This is a genomic window from Cronobacter sp. EKM101R, from assembly GCF_963888145.1.
GTDB classification, from domain to species: domain Bacteria; phylum Pseudomonadota; class Gammaproteobacteria; order Enterobacterales; family Enterobacteriaceae; genus Cronobacter; species Cronobacter turicensis.
In genome coordinates this window covers 76,439-99,051 of record NZ_CAWPHW010000012.1, presented here as the reverse complement: position 1 = coordinate 99,051, position 22,613 = coordinate 76,439, and the positions used below count along the sequence as shown (strand labels likewise).

The 22,613-nt window shown below is 54.7% G+C and carries 26 protein-coding genes and 1 other annotated feature; of the genes, 9 read left to right on the top strand and 17 right to left on the bottom strand.

Features of this window, described 5'->3' with window-relative positions:
* Nucleotides 1-10: 10 nt before the first annotated feature.
* The 6 genes from pheS to thrS form a co-directional block, all read right to left on the bottom strand.
* Entirely contained in the window at nucleotides 11-994 is a 984-nt protein-coding gene (gene pheS, locus AACV31_RS09105) for a phenylalanine--tRNA ligase subunit alpha (RefSeq protein ID WP_165153694.1), read from the bottom strand.
* Nucleotides 995-1,139: 145 nt separating this feature from the next.
* Nucleotides 1,140-1,264 (bottom strand) — a sequence feature (Phe leader region).
* Nucleotides 1,215-1,259: a pheST operon leader peptide PheM gene (gene pheM / locus AACV31_RS09100; RefSeq protein WP_106120997.1), complete on the bottom strand. Its 45-nt coding sequence runs from the start codon at nucleotides 1,257-1,259 to the stop codon at nucleotides 1,215-1,217. It overlaps the preceding feature by 45 nt.
* A 118-nt stretch (nucleotides 1,265-1,382) precedes the next feature.
* Nucleotides 1,383-1,739: a 50S ribosomal protein L20 gene (gene rplT / locus AACV31_RS09095; protein WP_007760430.1), complete on the bottom strand. Its 357-nt coding sequence runs from the start codon at nucleotides 1,737-1,739 to the stop codon at nucleotides 1,383-1,385.
* Nucleotides 1,740-1,786: 47 nt separating this feature from the next.
* Complete coding sequence (gene rpmI / locus AACV31_RS09090) at nucleotides 1,787-1,984, bottom strand: 50S ribosomal protein L35 (protein ID WP_001124225.1); 198 nt, start codon at nucleotides 1,982-1,984, stop codon at nucleotides 1,787-1,789.
* 97 nt (nucleotides 1,985-2,081) lie between these two features.
* A complete protein-coding gene (infC, locus tag AACV31_RS09085) occupies nucleotides 2,082-2,624 on the bottom strand; it encodes a translation initiation factor IF-3 (RefSeq protein ID WP_015741001.1) in 543 nt (180 codons plus the stop codon).
* 3 nt (nucleotides 2,625-2,627) lie between these two features.
* The gene (gene thrS, locus AACV31_RS09080; RefSeq protein WP_007760428.1) at nucleotides 2,628-4,556 is read right to left on the bottom strand and encodes a threonine--tRNA ligase; all 1,929 of its coding nucleotides are present in this window, start codon (nucleotides 4,554-4,556) and stop codon (nucleotides 2,628-2,630) included.
* Nucleotides 4,557-4,961: 405 nt separating this feature from the next.
* Between thrS and AACV31_RS09075 the strand changes: the two genes are divergently transcribed.
* Complete coding sequence (locus AACV31_RS09075) at nucleotides 4,962-5,882, top strand: alpha/beta hydrolase (RefSeq protein ID WP_165153692.1); 921 nt, start codon at nucleotides 4,962-4,964, stop codon at nucleotides 5,880-5,882.
* 10 nt (nucleotides 5,883-5,892) lie between these two features.
* Here AACV31_RS09075 and AACV31_RS09070 read toward each other — a convergent pair whose 3' ends face one another.
* The 6 genes from AACV31_RS09070 to AACV31_RS09045 all read right to left on the bottom strand — a co-directional run bounded on the left by AACV31_RS09070 (nucleotide 5,893) and on the right by AACV31_RS09045 (nucleotide 11,171).
* The gene (locus AACV31_RS09070; protein WP_105538887.1) at nucleotides 5,893-6,339 is read right to left on the bottom strand and encodes a GNAT family N-acetyltransferase; all 447 of its coding nucleotides are present in this window, start codon (nucleotides 6,337-6,339) and stop codon (nucleotides 5,893-5,895) included.
* A 209-nt stretch (nucleotides 6,340-6,548) separates the two neighbouring features.
* Nucleotides 6,549-7,058, bottom strand: a complete 510-nt coding sequence (eco, locus tag AACV31_RS09065) for a serine protease inhibitor ecotin (RefSeq protein ID WP_165153690.1) — start codon at nucleotides 7,056-7,058, stop codon at nucleotides 6,549-6,551.
* Between the two features lie 212 nt (nucleotides 7,059-7,270).
* Complete coding sequence (locus AACV31_RS09060) at nucleotides 7,271-7,720, bottom strand: hypothetical protein (protein ID WP_165153688.1); 450 nt, start codon at nucleotides 7,718-7,720, stop codon at nucleotides 7,271-7,273.
* A 160-nt stretch (nucleotides 7,721-7,880) separates the two neighbouring features.
* Nucleotides 7,881-9,386, bottom strand: coding sequence for a glycine betaine/L-proline transporter ProP (gene proP, locus AACV31_RS09055; RefSeq protein WP_007760414.1), 1,506 nt, complete (start codon nucleotides 9,384-9,386; stop codon nucleotides 7,881-7,883).
* A 519-nt stretch (nucleotides 9,387-9,905) separates the two neighbouring features.
* Nucleotides 9,906-10,133, bottom strand: coding sequence for a hypothetical protein (locus AACV31_RS09050; RefSeq protein WP_007760410.1), 228 nt, complete (start codon nucleotides 10,131-10,133; stop codon nucleotides 9,906-9,908).
* Between the two features lie 279 nt (nucleotides 10,134-10,412).
* On the bottom strand, nucleotides 10,413-11,171 hold the full coding sequence (locus AACV31_RS09045) for a DUF481 domain-containing protein (protein ID WP_032807331.1): 759 nt from the start codon (nucleotides 11,169-11,171) through the stop codon (nucleotides 10,413-10,415).
* 292 nt (nucleotides 11,172-11,463) lie between these two features.
* Between AACV31_RS09045 and pfkB the strand changes: the two genes are divergently transcribed.
* The 3 genes from pfkB (at nucleotide 11,464) to AACV31_RS09030 (ending at nucleotide 13,696) form a co-directional block, all read left to right on the top strand.
* Nucleotides 11,464-12,393, top strand: a complete 930-nt coding sequence (gene pfkB, locus AACV31_RS09040; protein ID WP_165153687.1) for a 6-phosphofructokinase II — start codon at nucleotides 11,464-11,466, stop codon at nucleotides 12,391-12,393.
* 54 nt (nucleotides 12,394-12,447) lie between these two features.
* The gene (ghoS, locus tag AACV31_RS09035; RefSeq protein WP_007760404.1) at nucleotides 12,448-12,738 is read left to right on the top strand and encodes a type V toxin-antitoxin system endoribonuclease antitoxin GhoS; all 291 of its coding nucleotides are present in this window, start codon (nucleotides 12,448-12,450) and stop codon (nucleotides 12,736-12,738) included.
* Nucleotides 12,739-12,835: 97 nt separating this feature from the next.
* The gene (locus tag AACV31_RS09030; RefSeq protein WP_007760392.1) at nucleotides 12,836-13,696 is read left to right on the top strand and encodes a fructosamine kinase family protein; all 861 of its coding nucleotides are present in this window, start codon (nucleotides 12,836-12,838) and stop codon (nucleotides 13,694-13,696) included.
* Between the two features lie 32 nt (nucleotides 13,697-13,728).
* Here the strand turns inward: AACV31_RS09030 and AACV31_RS09025 are convergent, their stop codons facing one another.
* Nucleotides 13,729-14,265 carry a YniB family protein gene (locus AACV31_RS09025; protein ID WP_075199038.1) on the bottom strand — a complete coding sequence of 179 codons (537 nt, stop codon included), beginning with the start codon at nucleotides 14,263-14,265 and terminating at the stop codon, nucleotides 13,729-13,731.
* 160 nt (nucleotides 14,266-14,425) lie between these two features.
* Between AACV31_RS09025 and hxpB the strand changes: the two genes are divergently transcribed.
* From hxpB to AACV31_RS09005, 4 genes are all read left to right on the top strand, one after another.
* On the top strand, nucleotides 14,426-15,094 hold the full coding sequence (gene hxpB, locus AACV31_RS09020) for a hexitol phosphatase HxpB (RefSeq protein WP_007760389.1): 669 nt from the start codon (nucleotides 14,426-14,428) through the stop codon (nucleotides 15,092-15,094).
* Between the two features lie 190 nt (nucleotides 15,095-15,284).
* A complete protein-coding gene (gene kduD / locus AACV31_RS09015) occupies nucleotides 15,285-16,040 on the top strand; it encodes a 2-dehydro-3-deoxy-D-gluconate 5-dehydrogenase KduD (RefSeq protein ID WP_165153686.1) in 756 nt (251 codons plus the stop codon).
* Between the two features lie 113 nt (nucleotides 16,041-16,153).
* Complete coding sequence (locus AACV31_RS09010; RefSeq protein ID WP_007696709.1) at nucleotides 16,154-16,744, top strand: metal-dependent hydrolase; 591 nt, start codon at nucleotides 16,154-16,156, stop codon at nucleotides 16,742-16,744.
* A gap of 135 nt (nucleotides 16,745-16,879) precedes the next feature.
* A complete protein-coding gene (locus AACV31_RS09005; RefSeq protein ID WP_007760387.1) occupies nucleotides 16,880-18,271 on the top strand; it encodes an L-cystine transporter in 1,392 nt (463 codons plus the stop codon).
* 112 nt (nucleotides 18,272-18,383) lie between these two features.
* Here AACV31_RS09005 and AACV31_RS09000 read toward each other — a convergent pair whose 3' ends face one another.
* The 3 genes from AACV31_RS09000 to cedA all read right to left on the bottom strand — a co-directional run bounded on the left by AACV31_RS09000 (nucleotide 18,384) and on the right by cedA (nucleotide 19,464).
* Nucleotides 18,384-18,725 (bottom strand): HigA family addiction module antitoxin, encoded by a 342-nt coding sequence (locus tag AACV31_RS09000; protein WP_007760385.1) that lies wholly within the window; start codon nucleotides 18,723-18,725, stop codon nucleotides 18,384-18,386.
* A gap of 32 nt (nucleotides 18,726-18,757) precedes the next feature.
* Nucleotides 18,758-19,054: a type II toxin-antitoxin system RelE/ParE family toxin gene (locus AACV31_RS08995; protein WP_161588960.1), complete on the bottom strand. Its 297-nt coding sequence runs from the start codon at nucleotides 19,052-19,054 to the stop codon at nucleotides 18,758-18,760.
* 164 nt (nucleotides 19,055-19,218) lie between these two features.
* Nucleotides 19,219-19,464 (bottom strand): cell division activator CedA, encoded by a 246-nt coding sequence (gene cedA, locus AACV31_RS08990; protein WP_255491226.1) that lies wholly within the window; start codon nucleotides 19,462-19,464, stop codon nucleotides 19,219-19,221.
* Between the two features lie 196 nt (nucleotides 19,465-19,660).
* Between cedA and katE the strand changes: the two genes are divergently transcribed.
* A complete protein-coding gene (katE, locus tag AACV31_RS08985) occupies nucleotides 19,661-21,916 on the top strand; it encodes a catalase HPII (RefSeq protein WP_165153685.1) in 2,256 nt (751 codons plus the stop codon).
* A 121-nt stretch (nucleotides 21,917-22,037) separates the two neighbouring features.
* On the opposite strand, the gene osmE is transcribed toward katE, so the two are convergent.
* Nucleotides 22,038-22,379 (bottom strand): osmotically-inducible lipoprotein OsmE, encoded by a 342-nt coding sequence (gene osmE, locus AACV31_RS08980; RefSeq protein ID WP_015740984.1) that lies wholly within the window; start codon nucleotides 22,377-22,379, stop codon nucleotides 22,038-22,040.
* Between the last annotated feature and the right edge of the window lie 234 nt (nucleotides 22,380-22,613).

Here is a 22,613-nt window from a genome sequence, read left to right as displayed (position 1 = left end):
TGTCCTGCCCTTATTTAAACTGTTTGAGGAAACGCAGATCGTTTTCGAAGAAAGCGCGCAGATCGGTCACGCCGTAGCGCAGCATGGTGAGACGCTCCATGCCCATGCCGAACGCGAAGCCGGAGTAAACTTCCGGATCGATGCCGACATTACGCAGCACGTTCGGATGCACCATGCCGCAGCCCAGCACTTCCAGCCACTTGCCGTTTTTGCCCATGACGTCCACTTCTGCGGACGGCTCGGTAAACGGGAAGTAGGACGGACGGAAACGAATCTGCAGATCTTCTTCAAAGAAGTTACGCAGGAAGTCGTGCAACGTGCCTTTCAGGTTGGTAAAGCTGATATTGGTATCGACGATCAGCCCTTCCATCTGATGGAACATCGGGGTGTGAGTCTGATCGTAGTCGTTACGATACACGCGGCCCGGCGCGATGATGCGGATCGGCGGCTGCTGATTTTTCATGGTGCGGATCTGGACGCCGGAAGTCTGGGTGCGCAGCAGACGCGTGGCGTCGAACCAGAAGGTGTCGTGGTCCGCACGCGCCGGGTGGTGACCCGGAATATTCAGCGCGTCGAAGTTGTGGTAGTCATCTTCAATTTCCGGGCCCGTCGCCACGGTAAAGCCAAGCTTGCCGAAGAAGGTTTCGATACGGTCGATGGTACGGGTGACCGGATGCAGGCCGCCATTCTCAATGCGACGGCCCGGGAGCGAAACGTCAATCGTTTCTTCCGCCAGACGTGCGTTCAGCGCAGCGCTTTCCAGTTCAGTTTTACGCGCGTTCAGGGCTTGCTGAACCTGCTCTTTAGCTTCGTTGATAACAGCGCCCGCCGCTGGGCGCTCTTCAGACGGCAGCTCACGCAGGGTGGTCATCTGAAGGGTCAGATGCCCTTTTTTCCCTAAATATTCGACGCGTACGTTATCTAACGCGGCAACATCCTGGGCGCTGGTTATGGCCGCCTTTGCACTGGCAACCAGATCTGCGAGATGTGGCATGGTTTTCCTCGTTATTCGGCGCTTGCGCCGGTTTGTTGAACTCTGTCTTGTTATTCTTCTGTTTCAGGTGACACGCCTGGCGCCAGCGTAAGCCGACTGCGCGTTGTGTCGCCTGCCACTTGAAACAGACCCATAAATGGCAGATATAAAAAAAGCCTCCTGATGGAGGCTTCTGGCGTTGATTTTCCGTTTCTTTTCTTACGCGCAAAGCCCCTCTGATTCAGGCGCTAAAGTAAAAAAAGAAGCGGAAAATGGCAGCGTTCATGCTTGCGTTACCTTGACTGGCTTAATGACGGATTACCCTATTGAAAGGCCCGCCAGTAAAAATGTCAACAGATTGATATGGCAGAAATTAAAAGAGGGAGACAAGCTCCCTCTTTTAACTGGCTTACGCCAGAGCTGCTTTCGCTTTTTCAACCAGGGCAGAGAATGCCACTTTGTCGAATACGGCGATGTCAGCCAGAATCTTACGGTCGATTTCAACAGAGGCTTTTTTCAGGCCGTTGATGAATTTGCTGTAAGAAATACCGTTCTGACGTGCTGCTGCGTTGATACGTGCAATCCACAGCTGACGGAACTGACGCTTTTTCTGACGACGGTCACGATAAGCGTACTGACCTGCTTTGATAACAGCCTGGAAGGCAACGCGGTATACGCGAGAACGCGCACCGTAGTAGCCTTTAGCTTGTTTCAAAATTTTCTTATGACGTGCACGTGCCATCACACCACGTTTTACGCGAGCCATATTGCTCTCCTGTTTCTATTCTGTAAAAAAGTTAAAAGTTAAACGGCTTATGCGTACGGAAGGCACGCGATTACCAGACCCAGATCGCCTTTGGAAACCATGGCTTTCGGGCGCAGGTGACGTTTACGCTTAGTCGCTTTTTTGGTCAGAATATGACGCAGGTTAGCGTGCTTATGCTTAAAACCACCTTTACCGGTTTTTTTGAAGCGCTTAGCAGCACCGCGTACGGTCTTAATTTTTGGCATTTTAATTACATCCACTTCGCATTGTTAATTAAACGAAACGTAGGCGAACAAAATCTGTGAAGCCCAAAGGCTCCACAGACAATGCTACTTGAAGGCCTTACTGTTTCTTCTTAGGAGCGAGCACCATAATCATCTGGCGGCCTTCGATCTTCGTAGGGAAGGATTCGACTACTGCCAGTTCTTGCAAATCTTCTTTCACGCGGTTAAGCACTTCCATACCGATTTGCTGGTGGGCCATCTCACGACCGCGGAAGCGGAGCGTGATCTTGGCCTTATCGCCTTCTTCAAGAAAGCGAATCAGGCTGCGGAGTTTTACCTGATAGTCGCCTTCATCTGTACCAGGACGGAATTTAATTTCCTTAACCTGGATAACTTTTTGCTTCTTCTTCTGTTCCTTAGAAGACTTACTCTTTTCATAAAGGAACTTGCCGTAGTCCATGATGCGACAAACTGGCGGCTCGGCGTTAGGGCTGATTTCAACTAAATCTACTCCAGCTTCTTCAGCCTTTTCGATAGCTTCTCTCAGACTCACAATCCCCAGTTGCTCGCCTTCCAGACCTGTTAAGCGAACTTCCTGGGCGCGAATCTCGCCATTGATACGATTCGGACGTGCCGTTTGAACTCGTTTTCCGCCTTTAATACCTTATTCCTCCAGTTGTTGAAGACTGCGGCTGCGAATCTCTTGCTGCAGCTTTTCGATTACGTCGTTGACGTCCAGGCTACCGAGGTCTTTACCACGGCGGGTACGAACGGCCACTTTGCCTGCTTCGACCTCTTTATCGCCACAAACCAACATGTATGGGACACGACGTAATGTATGCTCGCGGATTTTAAAGCCAATCTTCTCGTTTCTCAAGTCTGCTTTTACACGAATGCCAGCATTTTGTAGTTTACGGGTCAATTCGTTAACATATTCAGACTGCGAATCGGTGATATTCATCACCACGACCTGTACCGGAGCAAGCCATGTCGGGAAGAACCCGGCGAACTCTTCGGTCAGGATACCGATAAAACGTTCCATTGAGCCCAGAATCGCGCGGTGAATCATCACCGGCACCTGACGCTCGTTGTTTTCGCCCACATAAGACGCGCTCAGACGCGCCGGGAGCGAGAAGTCGAGCTGAACGGTACCACACTGCCATGCGCGATCGAGGCAGTCATAGAGCGTAAACTCAATTTTCGGGCCGTAAAACGCGCCCTCACCCGGCTGATACTCAAACGGGATATTGTTCTCTTCCAGCGCCACGGCCAGGTCGGCTTCTGCGCGGTCCCACATTTCGTCCGTACCGATGCGTTTTTCCGGACGCGTGGAGAGCTTAACCACGATTTTTTCAAAGCCGAAGGTGCTGTACATGTCATAAACCATGCGAATACAGCTGTTCACTTCGTCGCGCACCTGCTCTTCCGTACAGAAGACATGAGCGTCATCCTGAGTGAATCCGCGTACGCGCATCAGGCCGTGCAGCGCGCCCGAAGGCTCGTTACGGTGACAGCTACCGAACTCCGCCATACGCAATGGCAGGTCGCGGTATGATTTTAGACCCTGATTAAAGATTTGCACGTGCCCCGGGCAGTTCATCGGCTTGATGCAGTATTCACGGTTCTCGGAAGAAGTCGTAAACATCGCGTCTTTATAGTTATCCCAGTGGCCGGTTTTTTCCCACAGCACGCGGTCCATCATAAACGGACCTTTAACTTCCTGATACTGGTACTCTTTCAGCTTGGAGCGAACAAACGTTTCCAGCTCGCGGAAAATCGTCCAGCCGTCATTATGCCAGAACACCATACCCGGCGCTTCTTCCTGCATATGATACAGGTCGAGCTGCTTGCCGATTTTACGGTGATCGCGTTTCGCGGCTTCTTCCAGACGCTGCAGGTACGCATTCAGGGCTTTCTTATCCGCCCAGGCAGTACCGTAGATACGCTGCAGCATTTTATTGCTGCTGTCGCCGCGCCAGTAAGCGCCTGCGGTTTTCATCAGCTTAAAGTGATGGCAGAAGCGCATGTTCGGCACGTGCGGGCCGCGGCACATATCCACATATTCTTCGTGATGATACAGGCCTGGCTTATCGTCACGGGCGATATTTTCATCAAGAATAGCGACTTTGTAGCTCTCACCGCGATTCACAAACGTTTCGCGGGCTTCCTGCCAGCTCACTTTTTTCTTGATGACGTCGTAATTGGTCTCCGCCAGCTCGTGCATACGCTTTTCGAGGGCGTCGATATCTTCCTGAGTCAGGGTATGGTCGAGATCGACATCGTAATAGAAGCCGTTGTCGATAACCGGGCCAATCGCCATTTTGGTATGCGGCCACAGCTGTTTAATCGCATGACCCAGCAGGTGCGCGCAGGAGTGACGGATGATTTCCAGACCGTCTTCATCTTTCGCGGTGATAATCGCGAGCTGAGCGTCCTGTTCGATAGGGTCGTTGGCATCTACCAGCTCACCGTTCACACGGCCTGCGATACAGGCTTTCGCGAGACCCGGACCGATATCCAGGGCAACATCCATGGGGCTGACTGCATGGTCGTAATGGCGTTGACTGCCATCAGGAAGCGTAATAACAGGCATTATAAATCCTTATTCACAGTGGTGACCCACACGCAAGATCACATATGATAATTAAGTTTGACGGGTTTTAGTAAGCGCCACACCATCTGACCAACTATTGCCAAATTGGTACGCGCTTTGGCATACAACTGAAAATCGTTCTGCGTTTTCACGTTTGTATATGACTACTTTAACATCTTTGGCCTTGCGGTTGTACCTGTTCGTCATTTAACGCCAGAAGAACGGCGCCTGTTTCAGCAAACGTCTCGTCCTTATTTCCCGTTTCAACAGAAACGCCGCCCTTCACGTGTTACGCCGGGCAGTCAGACACCGCTTGGTTCTGGTGGGTGAACTTTTCTTAACAATAGCAACGTTTTAAACTCTGGGACTCATTTGCCGGCATCGTTTAAACAGGAACATTACGCCATGGCTCTGGAACCCGACATCGCAGGTCTTGTTGATGAGTTTATCGCCGCAGGCCGCCCTTCACCGCGCAATCAAACCATGGAAGAGCGTCGCGCGGGTTATATCGCAAGCACCGTTCTCGCAGGCGTCCCTGAAACACGCGTGAATATTAACGATGTGATAATTGACACTATCCCGTTGCGCATTTTCTCGCCCCTTAACGCCGAAAAATCGCTGCCTGCGATTATCTATTACCACGGCGGCTGTTTTGTAAGCGGCGGCTTTTCAACGCATGAGAATCAGCTTCGCCAGCTTGCGTTTCTGAGCGGCTGCCGTGTGATTGCGGTGCAATACCGTTTAGCGCCAGAACATACTTACCCTGCCGCACATGATGATGCCGAACATGCCGCGCATCTTATCTGGCGAGACGCAGAAACGCTGGGCGTTGACCGCAGCCACATCACGTTTATGGGCGACAGCGCAGGCGGGCATCTGGCGCTGATAACCGCCCTGCGATTAAAAAACAGCGGCGCAGGGTTACCCAGGCAACTGGTGCTTATTTACCCGATGCTGGATGCCACGGCATCATCTGAAAGTTATACCGTGAACGGCAGCGATTATGTGCTGACGAGCGACGCGTTTTTGAGCGGTTTTGAAGCCTATCTTGCGGATACTGACGTCACGCATCCAGAAGCCAGCCCCTTATTTCGCGATGACTTTGCGGGGTTGCCGCCGGTACATATCATCACAGCGGAATATGACCCGCTGCGCGATGAAGGCGAAGCGCTGTTTGCCCGTATGACGCAGCAAGGCGTGAGCTGTACGGCGCAACGCTATCTGGGCGTTATTCACGGTTTCTTTCAGCTTGGCGGCATCAGCCAGACTGCCCGGAATGTAATGCAGGATATTTGCGCCTGGATTCGTTCAGGAAATACGCGTTGAAGCGCTGATATCACCGGAGCGTTCGGGAAAGAATAATTAATCCCGGATGCTCATCGAATCCATTTTTTCTGTAGAAAAAATCAGAAGGATAATCTTTATGGGTGTTAAGGATTATCGCATTCAGTCCCTCTTTTAAAGCTTGTTCAGCGATGAAATTCATCAGCGCTGAACCCACTCCCCTCCCCTGATACGCAGGATCGACAAAGAACTCATCGATATAGTACTCAACCCCACCCGGCCACGGTTTCTTAAAACCGATACTAACGGCCACCATCTTATCGTCGTGCCAGGCGATATAGCCCCTGAAAAAATTATTCTTCAGATGTTCTTTGATGAAATTTATGACCGGCTCTAGCTCGCTCGTTTCAAACCAGGGTGCTTCTTTATAGACCGTCTGGTACAGAGTGGCGCACCCAGTCACATGATTTTCATTAAGCGTTGAAAAATCAATTTTCATTTTCATCCCTGCACAACACGGTTTACGGGTCGCGTAAATCTGGCTCATAACGCAAAAAAGGTCAAAACGAATAAGTGCATTATGCGCGATGAGGTAAAAATGTCGCGTAAACGCTGTTTTCCTGTCCAGGAGTACCAGAGTAAATCAGAGCTTGCGTAAGGCAGGCGACTCCTTGCCTGCCTTGCACATCAGAAATAACCGATGAGGGCTTATTTCTTTTTCGCGTTGACGAGGGTGTCTTCCGCTTTCCAGAGACGATATTTCACGTCGATATTTTCCGGCGCATACACCACTACCGGCAGTTTGCTGTTGTAGTTCAGCATTGCCGCGTCGCCTGGGTTCGCGGTAACGAATTTTTTCTCTTTCTTATTATCCGGGCAGGCCATCATAGTAGACGTATACATTACAGAGCCGTCTGCGTTCTTCGCAGGCTCGAAGGTGTAATAGTCGTATCCCCAGCCTTCCAGCGTTTTACGCTCGAATTTTCCGCCCAGTTGATGCTTATTACAGTCCACGTCAAGCATCTGGCCGATTATCAGCTCAATTTTATAAGCCGATTCATCCTGGCGTTCAGGTAATGCAATCACCTGGCGGACCATGCCCTTTTCGGCCTCCGGAAAAGGCGCGATATTTTCAGAAGCCTTGCTGGCCGCGAAAGCGCTGCCAGACAAACAGCTGGCAGCGAGCAGGCTTAACGTGAGCGTTGAAATTTTGTTCATTATTGACTTTCTCCATCGGGTGTACTCTCCACGGTAAAAACTGAACTCAATTTCAATAACCGTGACAATCGCTGTCATATTATTCATATGCAGTGTTTTATGTCACCCTTACGCAAACCATGGATAATTTTATGCTGTATCATTAATTTTACGAACTGTAAAAATGAGGATCTCCGCATACCCGCGATCACCCTTTGCGTTCCCTGCCCGTTTCACAGGCGTGGCGTCATACCGTATTTTGGCGTTTTGATATTCGCTGCCCACACTTTGACCTCTTTCTGGCTCATTACCGTAAAGTCTGAACGCAGCCGTTCTACCAGCGCATTGACCTTATCGGCATCCCGAACCAGATAATGCTCAATCCTCTCCGAACCTTGTTGGGCACAGACATATTCCGCGGGCACGATATCGTTATTGATTTCAAGCGTTCTGGCCTGCACGGGGCATTTACCAGTGGTCATAGAGGAGATCACCATATTGGCGGATCGATAGCCCGCCTGAGAAATGCTCAGCATCACAGGGCTGCCCTCGGCGGTCTGCGTCACATCATATAAAACGGCGTCTTTTTCATACCAGGTATTATATTCGCGGCCCTGAACTACGGCGCTGGCAGGGCCTGTGCTGCAGAGATAAAAGCAGCAAACTACAATTGTCTTTTTCATTGTTATTCATTGCCGGTGTGTGTACGGCGATCATTCACAATCTGACTTTGAGAATCAAGCTATTAAGATTTTGCTCAGCATAATAAGGCGAGGAGCATAAGCGGGATATCGGGGCTAACCCATGGCAGGAAAAAGAAAAGCCCCCGAAGGGGCTTTAGATTTACTCATTAATGCGAGGATGCTGGTCAACCAGACGGGTTCGTTTTTCCTGTAAATCGGCTATCTCTTTATCAATATCTTCAATTTTCTGTTCGATATTGTCATGGTGCTCACGCAGAATTTCGCGCGCTTCCTGGATATCCGATGCCGCAGGCGTCGCGCCTTTTAGCGGACGATTCGCGGTTTCTTTCATTGTCAGGCCGGTAATCAGACCAACAACCGCCACGACCATCAGGTAATAGGCTGGCATCATCAGGTTTTCGGTGCTTTCCACCAGCCAGGCCGCCAGCGTCGGCGTCAGACCGGCAATCAGTACCGAGATATTAAAGGCGCTTGCCAGAGCACTGTAACGAAGATGCGTCGGGAACATCGCAGGCAGCGAGGAGGCCATTACCCCGGTGAAGCAGTTCAGGATCACCGCCAGCATCAGCAGGCCGGAGAAAATCAGGCCAATTACGTTGCTGTTAATCAGTACAAAGGCCGGGATCGCCAGCACCATCAACGCGACGCTGCCGAAGATGACGAACGGACGGCGCCCGAAACGGTCGCTCAGCAGGCCCATCACCGGTTGCACAAACAGCATGCCGATCATAATCGCGATAATAATCAGCACGCCGTGCTCTTCGGAATAGTGCAGATTATGCGACAGATAGCTCGGCATATAAGTGAGCAGCATGTAGTAGGTCACGTTGGTGGAAATCACCAGACCGATACACGCCAGCAGGCTGCGCCAGTGTTTAGTCGCAATCTCTTTAAAGGAGACTTTCGGGCCATGTTGCAGACCTTCACGATCGCCCTGCTCCAGTTTATCGACATGCTGCTGGAACGCCGGCGTCTCTTCCAGCGCGTGGCGCAGATAAAGACCAATCAGGCCAAGCGGCAGCGCCAGGAAGAACGGCAGACGCCAGCCCCAGCTCAGGAAATTATCTTCGCCAAGGATGGCGGAGATAAGCACCACCACGCCCGCGCCCAGTACGAAGCCCGCAATCGAGCCGAAATCCAGCCAACTGCCCATAAAGCCGCGCTTACGGTCAGGGGAGTATTCCGCGACGAATATCGACGCGCCGGTATATTCGCCCCCGACAGAGAACCCCTGCGCCATTTTACACAGCAACAGCAGGACAGGTGCCCAGATACCAATCGACGCATACGACGGAATAAGCCCGATACAGAATGTACTGACGGACATAATCACAATGGTTATCGCGAGGATCTTCTGGCGACCATATTTATCGCCGAGCATACCGAAGAACAGCCCGCCGAGCGGACGGATAAGAAAGGGAACCGAGAACGTCCCCAGCGCGGCGATCATCTGCACGCTGGGATCTGCATCCGGGAAAAACACTTTGCCGAGCGCGTAAGCCACAAAGCCATACACGCCAAAATCAAACCACTCCATCGCGTTACCGAGAGAGGCTGCGGTAATCGCTTTGCGAAGTTTCGCATCATCAATAATCGTGACGTCACTCAGAGAGATCGGCTCTACTTTTTTTCTTTTAAGCTTCATATCCATCCTCATTGAATTCGCTCTTTGACTTGGTTGACGGTCAATGCCGCCCCTTAGTCCGCTTCCTTAGCGATAAAGAAGCCTTATCTTTTCAGGACTTCCTTTAAGAGCGTAGCAGGATCTCTTCCCGCTGTTAGTAATGACACATCCGAATGTGCTTACCTGCGTTTTCAGATGCCTGACCCTTCTTTACCCTAACAGCGAACAAATTTGCGATCAACTTCACAGTTTATTTTATCGCGTTTTAGGTTACTCATTCGGCATATTTTATTAGCGAGCTAAGCGATGCCAGTCGAAAATGCCTGGTTCTGACAGGGATATTTTTATTTGGGCTTAAGGACAGACAGCAAACAGGTAAATTACCGTGCCAGCGAATTATTCTGACAAGAATGAAATGAGTAGCACACAGCAGCGGGCAAAAGAGAAGAAACAGGAAGTAACATAATGAAGCGCGAAAGAAATAAAAAAGCCGGATCGGGCGATCCGGCTTTTACAAAGGGTCTTTGCAACAATAATCCATCAGGACCAGTCGCCTGCGACCAGCGTCTGCGTATTGAAAGCATCATTCATGGACTGACCCGTCGTGACCGCGCCGGGCTGAATGTTTGTACCTGCTTCAATGTCGCTTGCGCGCCATCCGGCATAAGGGGCGTTATTCTGCGAGGGCTGGGTCGTCGGGGCAGCAAAGGCGCTGAAGGAAAGCACGCTCAGGGCGAGGGCAGCGGCGGCAGTGTTGATTGTGTTCATCTTTATTATCTCTTCTTTGCAGCATAAAAATTCGGTGACGTTTTATTCACCACTAGTGTGCAAATAGTAGATCCAGATCACACTTTCGAACAGTCAAATTATTTGGCGTGCGACATCAAAGAAACTGAAGAGTGGTGCAGGCACTTGAAAAGAAAGACGTTCAGGAAATAAGGACCAACAGCAAAGCACACGCAATGCTAAAAAACCCCACGGTAAACCTCGCAATAAAAACTAAAAAGGCTGGCAGCGCCAGCCTTTATCATGCGTGGTAAGCATGGTTTACATACGGTAACCCAGCGTCACCGAGGTGCGGGTGTCGGTATGATCCGGCGCGCTCGATGGCGGGCTGGAGTTCCAGGTCACGTTATACGCGACTTTCAGGCCGAAATGCTCGTTGATAGCCACGTCCAGCGCGGTTTCGGAGTTAACGGTGGTATCGTCAGCGCCGAACACGGAAACGCCCTGGGTGAATTTGGTGTTATCCGTCAGCTGCCAGGCGTAGATGCCGGAAGCATAACCCAGGGCCTGGGTTTTGGTGTCGCCGTTGGTGTACTCGTCGTAACGCACACCCGGACCGAATTCAAAACGCAGGCTGTGTACCGGCCCGTTCAGGAACTGACGACCATAACCCATTGTCAGGATGTCGCGCTCGCGGTAGCCGTTATAACGGTCCGTCAGCCAGCTTGCCTGGCCAAACAGATAGTCATAATCGGTCACGTTCACACGGCTACGTCCGCCAAGGGCATATTTCTCAGAAGAGCGCTCGTCATTAGAAGAGGTGTTGCTGGCGTTGCCCCACAGCGACCAGGCGGTGGTGTTGCCATACCAGGTCAGGTTGCTGTCAGCCGTTAAGGAAGAACTTTTGGTGTTGCCGGTTTGTGCCAGGTAACCCGCGTTTAAATTACCTTCAAACGGTTTTTTCGCGGTGGAAGGATCGTCCATGACAGTAAAAACGGTATTATCAGCCATCGCGTGCTGGCTCAGCAGCGCGCCACCCGCCAGCAGCATTGCCAGGGGTACTGTCTTAAAAAGCTTCATGTTGATTTTCAGGTCCATACAACAAAAAAAAGGACCATTACGGTCCCGTAACTTTTTCTCTGGATCAATAAAATCCGCCCACAGAAAGGTAACGAATTATAAAAAGAGCCTTCTGGCTTAGCAATGAATTCCTTTCGACATTTAAGAATAAGCGGACTCTTAAAAATAAACTTTTTTATATATAGAACAGGCATCCGATTTATATAGGGTACAAGGTAAAATCCGCACATTATTCACCCACCGTCTGGCTGTCGGGTGCTACGCTTAGGGCAGTTTAAAAAACGGAGGCGATATGGTACGGATTTATACGCTTACACTGGCGCCCTCGCTCGACAGCGCCACAATGACGCCGCAAATCTACCCGGAAGGGAAACTACGCTGCAGCTCGCCGGTGTTCGAACCCGGCGGCGGCGGCATTAATGTCGCGCGCGCGATTGTCCATCTGGGCGGCGCCGCGACCGCCCTCTTCCCCGCAGGCGGCGCGACCGGCGAGCATCTGGTTTCGCTGCTTAATGATGAACACGTCGCCGTGGAGACGGTTTCCGCCCAGGACTGGACGCGTCAGAATCTCCATGTGCATGTCGAGTCGAGCGGCGAGCAGTACCGCTTCGTGATGCCCGGCGCCACCATAACCGACGACGAATTCCGCCAGCTTGAAGAGAAAGTGCTGGCGATTGAATCGGGCGCTATCCTGGTAATCAGCGGCAGCCTGCCGCCCGGCGTCAGCATTGAAAAACTCCAGCAACTTATTAAAGCCGCCCGTCAGCAGGGGATTCGGCTGATTGTCGACAGCTCCGGCGACGCGCTCGCCGCCGCGCTGGAGATTGGCGATATCGAACTGGTCAAACCCAACCAGAAAGAGCTGGCGGCGCTGGTGAAACGCGATCTGACCGCGCCGGATGACGTGCGCCAGGCGGCGCAAGAACTGGTGCAGTCAGGCAAAGCCCGCCGCGTTGTCGTCTCGCTGGGCCCGCAGGGCGCGCTCGGCGTTGATGGTCAGGACTGCGTGCAGGTCGTGCCGCCGCCGATGAAAAGCCAGAGCACCGTCGGCGCGGGCGACAGTATGGTTGGCGCTATGACGCTGCGTCTGGCGCAGGACGCCCCGCTGCTCGATATGGTGCGTTACGGCGTGGCCGCCGGTAGCGCCGCTACTATCAACCAGGGCACGCGGCTCTGCTCGCTGGAAAACACCGATCGCATCTATCACTGGCTGACACGCTAACTTTCCGGCCAGCCCCTCCGGGCTGGCATTTTATTGCTGACAATGAGGTTCGCCATGAGTGAAGTGACCCGCTATGTCGTCACCGTTACGTTTCATGAGAAAAACCTGACCGATATTAACGAGCTTAATAATCATCTGACCCGCGGCGGTTTCCAGCTCACGCTTGCCGACGACGACGGCAAAATTCACGAGCTGGGCACCAATACCTTCGGGCTGGTCAGCGCACTCAGCGAGCAAGAAGTCGCTGAACTGGCCGAAGGGCTTGGCGAAGCGGCGCTTGACCAGAAGCCGCAGGTCAACGTCACCACGTTTGACGCCTGGCTGCGCGATAACGACGCCGTTTAGCGCTACCCGCGCACGGCAGGTTGTGCGTCCGCGCAGATTTTCACCCGCGCGGGCGCGTTAAGCTGACATTCTTTACGGGAAACCTGGGAGAGTAATCATGTGGCATGCCATTACGCGTTTGTTAAACGAACAGCTGGGCGCCGGTGAAATCAGCCAGCGAACCGAACTGCCAGGCGGTGAAATTCACGCCGCATGGCGAATCGACTGGGCCGGGCGCGACATCTTCGTGAAATGCGATGATTCCACGCTGCTGCCCTGCTTCACCGCCGAAGCCGATCAGCTCAACCTGCTGGCGCGCAGTAAAACGGTCACGGTGCCGGACGTTATCGCCGTCGGCAGCGACCGCGAATACAGCTTCCTTCTGCTGGAGTACCTGCCGCCGAAACCGCTCGACGCGCATAACGCCTTTCTGCTGGGCCAACAGCTGGCGCGCCTGCACCAGTGGAGCGAGCAGCCGCAGTACGGTCTTGATTACGACAACCATCTCTCCACGACGCCGCAGCCCAACGCCTGGCAGCGGCGCTGGGCAAGCTTTTTTGCCGAGCAGCGCATCGGCTGGCAGCTGGAGCTGGCTGCGGAAAAAGGCATGGAGTTTGGCGATATCGACCGGATAGTCGACGCCGTACATCAGCAACTGGTCTCGCACCAGCCCGCGCCCTCGTTGCTGCACGGCGATTTGTGGTCCGGCAACTGCGCGCTGGGGCCGAACGGGCCGTATATTTTCGACCCGGCCTGCTACTGGGGCGACCGCGAATGCGATCTGGCGATGCTGCCGCTGCATCCGGAACAGCCGACGCAGATTTACGACGGCTATCAGTCGGTACTGCCGCTGCCCGCGGGCTTTCTTGAACGCCAGCCGCTCTATCAGCTCTATACGCTCTTAAACCGCGCGACGCTTTTCGGCGGCCAGCACCTGGTGGCCGCGCAGCAGGCGTTAACCCGCGTTCTGGGCATCTGATAAAGGCGCGCCGCAGCGCGCGCGTTTCGCGTTTACAGAAACCCGAGCAGGGAGAAGAACACGTAGCCCAGCACCAGCACAATCACCGGCAGGACGTACAGCGGGAAGATTTGCAGGAAAATGGTATGGCGCGGCACCACGATGCGCGACTCCAGTGCGTCGCGGGTCAGTCCCTCTTCGCCTTTGGCGCGCTCAAGGATCAGGCTATCCTCGACATGCTCGCGCAGAAAACGCGCCTGGCGGCACATCCGCGCGCCGGAGGCCTGTAACGCCAGACCGACAAAAATCAGAATATAGATAATCCAGAAGCTGATATTGGCGTGACGCGTGAAATCGGGTTGCGGCGAGTTGTACCAGAAGAGATTCAGGAACGGCGTGTTAAAGCGCACCATCTCAATCATCACGTGGGCGAAATCCATCATCACGGCGTTAATGCCCGGCTGCTTTTCGCTGTGCTGATACATGAATTTCAGCACCGAGATAATCGTGGAGAGCGTGGCAGGAATAAAAATCACCCATCCGGCGATGCGTTTTAAGACACCAATGCGTCCAGCTTGTTGATACGTCATGCTTTCCCCTTGATAGCGACGCGACAGATTCGCCTAAGTTTACCTTGTGGCGCGTCTTTTCGCCTGAACTTTCCGGCACATGCACGGAAAGCGGTAGCCATAACGCGCTTTTCCGGCTATTGATTAACCTTTCCCGCGTAAAAAGAAGGAGTGACAGACGATGTCTTCGCCGCGACAGATCCTCGCCGCTATTTTTGATATGGATGGTTTACTGATTGACTCTGAACCGCTCTGGGACCAGGCAGAGCTTGAAGTAATCGCAACGCTCGGGGTCGATACCTCCCGCCGCCACGAACTTCCTGACACGCTGGGGCTGCGCATCGATCTGGTCGTGGCGCTGTGGTTCGCGCAGCAGCCGTGGAACGGCCCGTCGGTGGATGAAGTGACGCAGCGCATTATTACCCGCGCCATGACGCTGGTGGAAGAACAACGCCCGTTGCTGCCAGGCGTGGCAGACGCGATTGCGCTCTGTAAAGCGCAGGGGCTGAAAGTCGGCCTCGCTTCCGCCTCGCCGCTGCGGATGCTGGAGCGTGTGCTGGCGTTGTTTGATCTGCGCGACCAGTTTGACGTGCTTGCCTCTGCCGAACACCTGCCTTACAGCAAGCCGCACCCGCAGGTCTATCTGGATGCGGCGGCGAAACTTGGGGTCGATCCGCTCTGCTGCGTGACGCTGGAAGACTCCGTGAACGGCATGGTCGCCACCAAAGCGGCGCGTATGCGCTCTATTGTGGTCCCGGCCGAAGAGAACCGCAGCGATGCGCGCTGGGCGCTCGCCAACGTCCGGCTGAACTCGCTGACCGAGCTGGAGCCCTGGCATCTGAAAGGCTGAGTTCCCTTTCTACCGCTGCCCGTCCGGCAGCGGTTTTTGCTTTTCTTTTCCGCAAAAAAATGCCCGCCGTCATATTTTTAAAACACAGTTTCATTTGGCTTTGTCTTTTCTTCTGGCGACTCCTATCATTGCTCTGAATGCGAAAGGGAATTTCCCTGCGCCGCAATGATGAGCCAAAGAGGAACGGAACATGCTGGATACATTTTCGCTTGCCGGAAAAGTGGCGATGGTGACCGGGTGCAATACCGGGCTGGGACAGGGCATGGCGCTCGGACTCGCCGCTGCCGGGTGCGATATCGCTGGCGTCAGCCGCCGCCCGGCGCGGGAAACCGCCGCCAAAGTTCACGCGCTGGGCCGCCGTTTTGTCGCCATCGAAGCCGATTTGGCTACGGCGCCGGTACAGCCGCTCGTCACAGAGGCCGTCGATGTGCTGGGCCGCCTCGATATTCTGGTGAATAACGCCGGGATCATTCGGCGCGACGACGCCATCGATTTCAGCGAAAAAGACTGGGACGAGGTGATGGATCTCAACCTCAAGGCCCTGTTTTTCCTTTCTCAGGCCGTCGCCAGACAGTTCATCGCCCAGGGCAGCGGCGGGAAAATCATTAACGTCGCCTCGATGCTCTCTTTTCAGGGCGGGATTCGCGTCCCCTCTTACACCGCTTCGAAAAGCGGCGTGCTGGGCCTGACCCGCCTGCTGGCCAACGAATGGGCGCCGTACGGCATTAACGTCAACGGCATCGCGCCGGGCTATATGGCGACCAATAACACGCAGGCGCTACGCGAAGACGCTGACCGCAATGAGGAAATCCTTGCGCGTATTCCGGCGGGCCGCTGGGGAACGCCGGAAGATTTACAGGGGCCCGTCATTTTTCTCGCTTCGGCGGCGTCGGATTACGTTAACGGCTACACCCTGGCGGTGGATGGCGGCTGGCTCGCCCGATAACCGCAAAGCGAGGCGTCACGGGGGCTGCGGTGACAAAGTGTTACACCGTCACCACTTTTCTCTACTGTATAAAAACCCTATACTGGATAGATTGACAGTTTCAGGGTTTTATCATGACGGCGGAAGGCCACCTCCTTTTTTCGATTGCCTGCGCGGTATTTGCTAAAAATGCCGAGCTGACCCCTGTGCTGGCGCAGGGCGACTGGTGGCATATTGTTCCCTCCGCCATTCTCACCTGCCTGCTGCCGGATATCGATCATCCGAAGTCTTTCCTCGGCCAACGGCTAAAGTGGATCTCAAAACCCGTGGCGCGCATGTTTGGTCACCGGGGCTTTACGCACAGTCTGCTCGCGGTCTTCGGCGGCCTGACCCTCTTTCTGTTAAAAGTGCCTGAAACCTGGATATTACCTGCCGATGCGCTGCAAGGGCTGGTGCTCGGCTATCTCAGCCATATTCTCGCCGATATGATAACCCCCGCTGGCGTGCCGCTGCTGTGGCCCTGTCGCTGGCGCTTCCGTCTGCCGCTCCTCTATCCGCAAAAAGGCAACCAGCTTGAGCGCGTATTGTGCATGGCGCTGTTTGTCTGGGCGGTATGGATGCCGCAAAGCATGACCGACAGCAGCGCGATGAAATGGTCGTCCGCTGCCATTAATTCCCTGCAAAACACCTTTAATCGCTTCATTCATCACCAGATGGAGCAGTAAATACACTGAAATTGCGTTTTGATATAAACCATTCCATTTGGATATAAGGCACCCTCTTTTGATTCTGATACCCTTTGCGGCATAAAGGCATGCCATTTCGGCCATGCCGGTTATAAAAAAATCAGGAGAACGGGGATGAATCTTCCACTGATAGCGAACGTTGTCGCGTTCGTGGTTCTGCTGCTGTTGCTGGCGCGCACGCGCCATACCCAGTGGAGCCTGGCAAAAAAAGTATTACTCGGTCTCGCCATGGGCGTGGTCTTCGGCCTCGCGCTGCATACCATTTATGGCTCTGACAGCGAGACGCTGAAAACCTCCATCCAGTGGTTCAACATTGTCGGTAACGGCTATGTGCAACTGCTGCAGATGATCGTCATGCCGCTGGTGTTCGCGATGATCCTGAGCGCCGTGGCGCGTCTGCATAACGCCTCGTCGCTGGGTAAAATCAGCGTGCTGACCATCGGCACCCTGCTGTTCACCACGCTTATCGCGGCGCTGGTTGGCGTGCTGGTGACCAACCTCTTCGGCCTGACGGCGGAAGGTCTGGTGCAGGGCAGCGCGGAAACCGCGCGTCTTAACGCTATTCAGACTAACTACGCCGGTAAAGTCGCCGATCTGACCGTACCGCAGCTGCTGCTCTCCTTCATACCGAAGAACCCGTTCGCCGATCTGACCGGCGCGAGCCCAACCTCTATCATCAGCGTGGTGATTTTCGCGGCGTTCCTGGGCGTGGCGGCGCTGAAACTGCTGAAAGACGACGCGCCGAAGGGTGAGCGCGTACTGGCCGCTATCGATATCCTGCAAAGCTGGGTGATGAAGCTGGTGCGTCTGGTGATGCAGCTGACGCCGTACGGCGTACTGGCGCTGATGACCAAAGTGGTCGCCGGCTCTAACCTGCAGGACATCATTAAGCTCGGCAGCTTTGTGGTCGCCTCGTATCTGGGCCTCGGCATTATGTTCGTGGTGCATGGCGTGCTGCTGGCCGTGAACGGCGTCAGCCCGCTGCGTTACTTCCGCAAAGTGTGGCCGGTACTGACATTCGCTTTCACCAGCCGCTCCAGCGCCGCCAGCATTCCGCTGAATGTGGAAGCGCAGACGCGTCGTCTGGGCGTGCCGGAGTCTATCGCCTCTTTCGCGGCCTCCTTTGGGGCGACGATCGGCCAGAACGGCTGCGCGGGTCTCTACCCGACAATGCTCGCGGTCATGGTCGCGCCGACTGTCGGCATTAACCCGCTCGACCCGGTGTGGATAGCCACCCTCGTCGGCATCGTGACCTTAAGCTCCGCCGGTGTGGCGGGCGTGGGCGGCGGCGCGACCTTCGCCGCGCTTATCGTCCTGCCAGCGATGGGCCTGCCGGTCACGCTGGTGGCGCTGCTGATTTCCGTCGAACCGCTGATCGATATGGGCCGTACCGCGCTGAACGTCAGCGGCTCCATGACCGCCGGTACGCTGACCAGCCAGTGGCTGAAGCAGACGGATAAAACTATCATGAACAGCGATGACGAGGCCGAACTGGCGCACCGTTAATCGCATAAAAGTTATACCTAAAAACCCCGGCCTGCGCGCCGGGGTTTTCTTTTTGCGGCGTTCCGTCGGCCGCACAGACGACAAAGCCCACCATCCGGCGGGCTTTGTTATTTCAGGCGACCTCTTTCTTTTGCGCGTCGCGCCGGGCGATAAACTCCGCGGCGGGTACGATGCGGCTGAACGCTTCCTGAATGCGCATATCATTCTCCACCTCCCACAGATCGACAGCCGCCTGCAGGTTAAGCCAGAAATCAACCGAGGTTCCAAACGCTTTGGCCAGACGAAACGCCATATCTGTGGTGAGTTTGCGGTTATTGTTCACCAGCGCGCTCACGCTATTACGATGAACGCAAAGCATCTCCGCCACCTCGTTGATTTTAAGGCCGAGCGGCTCCAGGTATTCGTACACGAGGATCTCGCCGGGCGTCGTGGGCTTTCTGGTTGCCTGTTTCATGTTCATTTCCTTAACGTCGCGGCACGCCGCAATCAGTAATCATGCGGATCTAAATAAAGATCTTCCGCTTTGCCTTCCACCCATCTGAAAATCAGGCGGTAGTGATGGTTGACCCGAATGGATGAATACCCGTGCAATTTGCCGTTCAGCGCTTCAAAGCGGTTGCCTGGCGGTGAGCGGAGATCGCGGTAAGACGTTGCTGCGTTGATGATGTCGAGCTTGCGCGCCAGTGTGGTATGCATCTCCGCCGGGATGTTGCGATGCGGCGTCGAATAGATGAAAAACGCCGCCAGCCAGGCGTCACGAAAACTGCCGATATGCTTCTGCATTCCATTGATACCTCCCTGTTTCCTTTCCCGACCATTTTAACGCACTGCCGCACAGTGCACAAGTGCGTCTCTAAGGCAAATAAAAACCCGCATCAGCGGGCTTCGTGGATGACAGTCGGCGAGCGGCACGACAGCCGCTGCCTGAACGGGTGATAAACCCTGCCCTATATCTCATCCTGCTTAAGCTGGTTGGCCCAGCGCTGGGCGGCTTCCGGGCTGCTGAAGACGGGCGAGCGGCGAAAACGATCCCCGGACATCACAAACGCCACATATTTGCCCTTCAGCACCCAGACATCGTCAAACCCCTCCATGCGATCCGCATGATCCGGCGGGGCCGGCTCCACACGTGGAACATAGCTGATAACGGGACGATTCTGATGACGAAGTGGTTTCATAAGCGTCGGATTCACTGGCTGTAAACAAAAGATAAACCACTATGATAGCGGATCGGACGGCCTTGCGTCGCATCATGCGTGCGCTGTGCCGTTCATTTGCCGCTTTTTACGCCGTCGCCTTTTCCACAAGAACTTCAGTGCTGTTCTATAGTTACCTTACATTTCATGCAGCCATCCGACTGCTTTAGAAAAAGGAAAGGAGACGAGTTCAATGTCGAATGATGAGAAACGCTCTAACCATGAAGCCCCGTTCCACGACGCGCGCTCATCCCAGCCGGGCATGGGATCGCTGGCGCCTGCCGATGGCTCCCACCGTCCTTCCCCGGCGCCAACCCCGCCGGGCGAGCAACCGACCGCGCCCGGCAGCCTGAAGGCGCCGCAGGTGACGAACGATAAACTCGGCGCGCTGGACACCTTCCGTAAAGGTGGTGAGAACGAGGCGCTGACGACCAACCAGGGCGTGCGCATCGCTGACGATCAGAACTCGCTCCGCGCTGGCACCCGCGGCCCGACGCTGCTGGAAGATTTTATCCTGCGGGAAAAAATCACCCACTTTGATCATGAACGCATTCCTGAGCGCATCGTGCACGCGCGCGGCTCTGCCGCCCACGGTTACTTTCAGCCGTACAAAAGCCTGAGCGATATCACCAAAGCCGCGTTCTTAAGCGACCCGCAGAAAATCACGCCGGTTTTTGTGCGTTTCTCGACCGTGCAGGGCAGCGCCGGGTCGGCGGACACGGTGCGCGATATTCGCGGCTTCGCCACCAAGTTTTATACCGAAGAAGGGATTTTTGATCTGGTCGGCAACAATACGCCGGTGTTTTTCATTCAGGACGCCCATAAATTCCCGGATTTCGTCCATGCCGTTAAGCCGGAGCCGCACTGGGCTATTCCGCAGGGCCAGAGCGCGCACGATACCTTCTGGGATTACGTGTCGCTTCAGCCGGAAACGCTGCACAACGTCATGTGGGCGATGTCCGACCGCGGCATTCCGCGCAGCTACCGCACCATGGAAGGCTTTGGTATCCATACCTTCCGCTTTATCAACGCCGAAGGCAAAGGCACCTTTGTGCGCTTTCACTGGAAACCGGTGGCGGGCAAAGCGTCGCTTATCTGGGATGAATCGCAGAAGCTGACCGGGCGCGATCCGGATTTCCACCGCCGCGATCTCTGGGAGGCCATCGAAGCGGGCGATTACCCGGAATATGAGCTCGGCGTGCAGCTGATCCCCGAAGAAGACGAATTTAAATTCGATTTCGATCTGCTTGATGCGACGAAGCTCATCCCGGAAGAACTGGTGCCAGTACAACTCGTCGGCAAAATGGTGCTGAACCGCAATCCGGATAACTTCTTCGCCGAAAACGAACAGGCGGCGTTCCATCCGGGTCATATTGTGCCGGGGCTGGATTTCAGTAATGACCCGCTGCTCCAGGGGCGTCTCTTCTCCTACACCGACACCCAGATAAGCCGTCTCGGCGGGCCGAACTTCCACGAGATCCCGATTAACCGCCCGACCTGCCCGTACCATAATTTCCAGCGCGACGGCATGCACCGCATGGATATCGACACCAATCCGGCCAACTACGAGCCGAACTCGATTAATGACAACTGGCCGCGCGAAACGCCGCCTGCGCCGAAAGCCGGTGGGTTTGAAAGCCATCAGGTGCGCGTTGAAGGCCACAAGATCCGCGAGCGCAGCCCGTCGTTTGGCGAATATTACTCCCAGCCGCGCCTGTTCTGGCAGAGCCAGACGCCGGTGGAGCAACGTCATATCATCGATGCGTTCAGCTTCGAGCTCAGTAAAGTGGTGCGCAGTTATATCCGCGAGCGCGTGGTGGATCACCTCTGCCATATCGATATTTCGCTGGCGCATCCGGTGGCCACTAATCTTGGTATTACGCTGACTGACGAGCAGATGCACGTGGCCCCGCCGAAGGACGTCAACGGGCTGAAGAAAGATCCGTCGCTGAGCCTGTATGCCGTACCTGGCGGCTCCGTAAAAGGCCGTGTGGTCGCCGTACTGCTTAACGACCATGTGAAATCCGCCGATCTTCTCGCCATGCTGCAGGCGCTGAAATCGCACGGTGTACATGCCAAATTGCTGTACAGCCGCATGGGCAGCGTGACGGCGGATGATGGCTCGCAACTGGAAGTGGCGGGCACGTTCGCCGGATCGCCGTCGGTGACGGTTGACGCCGTGCTGGTGCCGGGCGGCGCCGCGAGCGCGCTTGCCGATAACGGCGATGCGGTCTATTACCTGCTGGAGGCGTATAAACACCTGAAAGCGATCGGCCTGATGGGCGACGCGCGCGGGCTTAAAAGCCGACTGGCGGTGCCAGACACGGGTGAAGAAGGGATTGTCGAAGCCGACGACGCCTCAGGCAGCTTTATGGATGATTTCATCCACCAGCTCGCCTGCCACCGCGTCTGGGCGCGTACGCCGAAAGTGGCGTCCATCCCGGCATAACCGCCGCCTGCGCCACACCAAAACGCCGCTTACCGCGGCGTTTTTTATTTGCCGGCGCGCATCTCGCAACACGCAGACGTAAAAAAACCGGCCGGAGCCGGTTTTTCTGACAACAGCGCTATTATTTTTTCGGCGCCTGCGGGTCGGTATCGTACTCGGCACAGGTCTGGTAGCCGGAGTTCAGCACGTGGCCCGTTTCATCCAGCGCGACGAAATAGGTTTCGGTTTTGCCGTTACGGCTGCCCAGGATATAGGTCTGGCAGGTACCACGAGCGTGGATCATGGTCACTTCAGAAGACGGTTTACCCGCGATCTGCATGACCTGCTGACGGCTCATGCCTTTTTTCACATCTTTCACCACCGGCTGGGTAAACTGATCGGCGGTACGATCGTACGCGGTACACCCTGCCAGCATGGTCATAACAGCCGCTGCACTCAGAAATCCTGCAAACTTCTTGTTCATTGTGTCATCCTCTTTTTTTTCAGCGTGTGCAGATAAGCCTGGAATATAAAATAACATTTTTCAACTTGTTACCTGAAAGAGCGCCAAATTAAGAGTATTCCCTCAGCCAGACCTGATGTCGCAAAAGGGTCTGGCGCCGCACAGAAGGGTGACACCTTGTCGTTTTGCCCACAACGGGTTAGCTTTAACAGATCACTGTTTCAATGCCTGCACGTTGCAGGCGCACAAGACTGG